General features: G+C 36.0%; 5 protein-coding genes. 2 read left to right on the top strand and 3 right to left on the bottom strand.

Annotated features, from left to right (window positions below; all coding sequences use genetic code 11):
- Window positions 1-39 precede the first annotated feature (39 nt).
- Both V7122_RS22625 and rnjA read left to right on the top strand, forming a co-directional pair.
- Window positions 40-252, top strand: coding sequence for a DNA-dependent RNA polymerase subunit epsilon (locus tag V7122_RS22625; protein WP_335483567.1), 213 nt, complete (start codon window positions 40-42; stop codon window positions 250-252).
- 3 nt (window positions 253-255) lie between these two features.
- The gene (rnjA, locus tag V7122_RS22620; RefSeq protein WP_335483569.1) at window positions 256-1,923 is read left to right on the top strand and encodes a ribonuclease J1; all 1,668 of its coding nucleotides are present in this window, start codon (window positions 256-258) and stop codon (window positions 1,921-1,923) included.
- 61 nt (window positions 1,924-1,984) lie between these two features.
- Here the strand turns inward: rnjA and V7122_RS22615 are convergent, their stop codons facing one another.
- The 3 genes from V7122_RS22615 to V7122_RS22605 form a co-directional block, all read right to left on the bottom strand.
- Window positions 1,985-2,644 carry a potassium channel family protein gene (locus V7122_RS22615; RefSeq protein ID WP_335348037.1) on the bottom strand — a complete coding sequence of 220 codons (660 nt, stop codon included), beginning with the start codon at window positions 2,642-2,644 and terminating at the stop codon, window positions 1,985-1,987.
- 206 nt (window positions 2,645-2,850) lie between these two features.
- On the bottom strand, window positions 2,851-3,306 hold the full coding sequence (locus V7122_RS22610) for a TlpA family protein disulfide reductase (protein WP_335348038.1): 456 nt from the start codon (window positions 3,304-3,306) through the stop codon (window positions 2,851-2,853).
- A 79-nt stretch (window positions 3,307-3,385) separates the two neighbouring features.
- Window positions 3,386-3,934: a peroxiredoxin gene (locus V7122_RS22605; protein WP_315668375.1), complete on the bottom strand. Its 549-nt coding sequence runs from the start codon at window positions 3,932-3,934 to the stop codon at window positions 3,386-3,388.
- Window positions 3,935-4,103 lie beyond the last annotated feature (169 nt).

Raw genomic sequence — 4,103 nt, 5'->3', positions numbered from 1 at the left:
ATAATAGAAAAAGTTATTCGGATGAAGGAGAGAGTTCAAATGATTTTTAAAGTTTTTTATCAAGAATCAAAAAAAGAGGTACCTGTTCGTGAAAAAACACAAACTATTTATGTTGAAGGAGAGTCTGAAAGAGATGTACGTCTTAAATTAGCGGATAAACCTTATAATATAGAGTTCATTACTATATTAGAGGGACAATTTTTAGATTTTGAAAAACAAAGTGAAGACTTTAAAGTATTGGAGATAGAATAAATTATGAAATTTGTAAAAAATGATCAAACAGCTGTTTTCGCCCTAGGAGGACTAGGAGAAATCGGAAAGAACACGTATGCTGTTCAATTTCAGGATGAAATCATCTTAATTGATGCAGGAATTAAATTTCCTGAAGATGAACTCCTAGGGATTGATTATGTTATACCTGATTATACGTATTTAGTAAAAAATGAAGACAAAATTAAAGGTCTTTTTATTACGCACGGACATGAAGACCATATTGGCGGAATCCCCTATTTATTAAGAGAAGTAAACATTCCTATTTATGGCGGCAAACTAGCACTTGGTTTACTTCGCAATAAATTAGAAGAGCACGGATTACTTCGACAAACAAAAATGCATGAAATCAAAGAAGATGATGTCATAAAGTTTAGAAAAACGTCCGTTACATTTTTTCGAACAACCCATAGTATTCCCGATTCTTATGGAATTGTCGTAAAAACACCACCAGGGCAAATCGTTCATACAGGTGATTTTAAGTTTGATTTTACGCCAGTAGGAGAGCCAGCAAATTTAACTAAAATGGCAGAAATCGGTAAAGAAGGGGTACTATGCCTACTATCTGATAGTACGAATAGTGAAATACAAGATTTTACAATGTCAGAACGCCGTGTTGGCGAAAGCATTCATGATATATTTCGCAAAGTTGAGGGCCGAGTAATCTTTGCTACTTTTGCCTCTAATATTCACCGACTACAGCAAGTAACGGAAGCTGCAGTATTAAACGGCAGAAAGATTGCTGTTTTTGGTCGCAGTATGGAAGCTGCCATTAATATTGGCCAAGAGCTAGGATATATTCAGGCCCCAAAGGATACATTTATTGATGCCCAACAAATTAATCGCTTGCCTTCCAACCAAGTCACGATTTTATGCACAGGCAGCCAAGGGGAACCTATGGCCGCTTTATCCAGAATTGCTAACGGAACACATAGACAAATTCAAATCAATCCTGGCGACACGGTTGTTTTCTCATCATCACCAATCCCAGGAAATACGATTAGTGTAAGCAGAACAATTGATATGCTCTCTCGTGCTGGGGCAGATGTTGTTTACGGTAAGCTTTCCAATGTCCATACTTCTGGTCACGGAGGTCAAGAAGAGCAAAAGCTAATGCTGCGACTAATGAAGCCAAAATTCTTTATGCCAATCCACGGTGAATATAGAATGCAAAAAATGCATGCGAAACTTGCTGTAGATTGTGGTGTGATGGATGAAAACTGCTTTATTATGGATAATGGAGAAGTACTTGCCTTAAGTGAAGATTCAGCACAAATTGCTGGGAAAATTCCTTCAGGCTCCGTTTACATTGATGGAAACGGAATTGGTGATATCGGAAATATCGTACTGCGCGATCGACGAATTCTTTCTGAGGAAGGATTAGTAGTTGTTGTTGTCAGCATTAATATGAAGGATTTCAAAATCTCTGCAGGCCCTGACCTCATTTCACGCGGTTTCGTCTATATGAGAGAATCAGGTGATCTTATTAATGATGCTCAATCATTAATTACTAAACACTTGAACAAAGTAATGGAACGGAAAACGACTCAATGGTCAGAAATCAAAAACGAAATAACTGACACACTGGCACCTTTCCTATATGAAAAAACAAAACGCCGTCCAATGATTTTGCCGATTATTATGGAAGTATAATACAAAAGGGGCTGTAATTCACTATATGAATTACAGCCCCTTTTACGATTAAACAAAGCTCCTAGCTCATTACTTTTTTCTCAAAGCGATTAATATCAACATCTGCTCCAATAACAATTAATATGTCATTTAGCTGAATAGCCTCATGTGATAACGGGGAAACGATGATATCATTCTTTCGCTTTATTGCAACAATGTTAATTCCATATTTTGCACGTATATCTAAATCAATTAGAGTATGGCCGCTAAGCTTTTCATTTGCTACAATTTCAACAATACTATGTTCATCTGATAGCTCCAAATAGTCGAGAACATTATTGGAGACGATGTTGTGGGCTATACGTCTGCCCATATCACGCTCAGGATGGACAACATGATCTGCACCAATTTTTCTTAATACTTTCTCATGATAATCATTTTGGGCTTTAACCGTAATTTTTGTTACTCCCAGCTCTTTTAAAATTAACGTTGTTAAAATACTTGCCTGTATATTATCACCAATGGCTACGATGACATGATCAAAGTTTCGAATACCAAGACTTTTAATAACTGATTCATCTGTAGTATCTCCAACTACTGCATGTGATGCGATCATTGAAAATTCATTTACGCGATCTTCATTCACATCTATTGCCATGACTTCCATGCCTTCCTCTGCCAATGCCCGGCAAATGCTTCCACCGAAACGTCCAAGTCCAATCACAGCAAATTCCTTCTTCACCAATCATTCCTCCATGGTATTAACAGTCATTTTCGATTATTTTGTCACACACACATATTGCTATAATTTATCTATTGTATTATTATCTGTGGAAATTAGTCAAGTGCTGTTCGAAACCCTTAAATATGCATGTAATTTAAACTACCTTTCATGCTATATGGACTTACTCAAAAAAAAGAACCAAGCTTTAGCCTGGTTCATTCACACTATTCTGCTTTATTCATTTCATCTAATACTCGATTGACACGCTTCTCTAGCATTTTCATTCCGCTTCCGCCTGCTTGGAAATGACGCAAGTTTCCATCTTTATCAAATACATAATAGGCTGGCACGTATTGATTTTCGAATGCCTCATTTAATTTATGCTCACTATCTACATAAATTGGCTGTACAATTTCATGCTCTGCTGCTGTTTTTTTGATTAATTCTAAATCCAAATCATCCTCAGAACGAGGCATATGAACAGCAACAACATTTAATTGATCCTTATAATCATCCCTAAATTTATTAACATGCGGCATTGCTTCTTTACAAAGATGACAGCTAACAGACCAAAAATGAATTAATGTTGGCTTTTCACCTACAAGCTGAGCCTTCGTTACCTCTCCATTTAACCATTCAGTTGCACCTGTTAACTCAGGCATTTGCTCACGTAATTTCATTGTTTATCCCCCTCATATCGAATCATACTTTAAGAAAAGACCTAACAATCAAGTTAGGCCTTTTCATTAAAATTCTTAATTATACATTTAGTGTACTTTGTCCTGGCTTCCAGTTAGCTGGGCAAAGTCCGCCAGTTTGAAGTGCTTGAAGAACACGAAGAGTTTCATCCACATCACGGCCTATGTTGTTATGGTTAACAACAGAATACATTAATTCACCCTCTGGGCTAATAATATATAATCCGCGAAGGGCGATTCCTTCTTCTTCAATTAATACTCCATAATCGCGTGAAACAACATGATTTGTATCAGCAGCTAATGGATATTTCAAATCACCTAGGCCGTTGTTCTTGCGATCAGTATTGATCCAAGCTAAGTGCGTATGAATTGTATCTGTAGACACTCCAATTACTTCCGCATCTAAATCTTCGAACTCATCATAACGATCTGATAATGCTGTGATTTCTGTTGGACATACGAAAGTGAAATCCATTGGATAGAAGAAAAGAACTGTCCACTTATCATTTTTCATATTTTCTTCAAGGCTTACTTTTCCAAATTCTTTGTTTGCTAAAACTGCATCCATTTCAAATCTAGGTGCTTGTTTACCTACCATACGTTCAGGCATATGTAATCCCTCCATTAAAGTATTAAATGAGAATAGATTAATTAGTTTCTCATTTATGCTTTTATTCACAATTACAAGTATAGATGAGTAATGATTTGAGGTCAATATCAAATTGTAATTAATTTAATTAAATACCTATTATTGTATATTAAATAAATTTATTTGATAT

Source organism: Bacillus sp. JJ1532, from assembly GCF_036965085.1.
Taxonomy (GTDB): Bacteria; Bacillota; Bacilli; order Bacillales; family Cytobacillaceae; genus Cytobacillus.
This window is presented reverse-complemented; position numbering and strand designations above follow the sequence as displayed.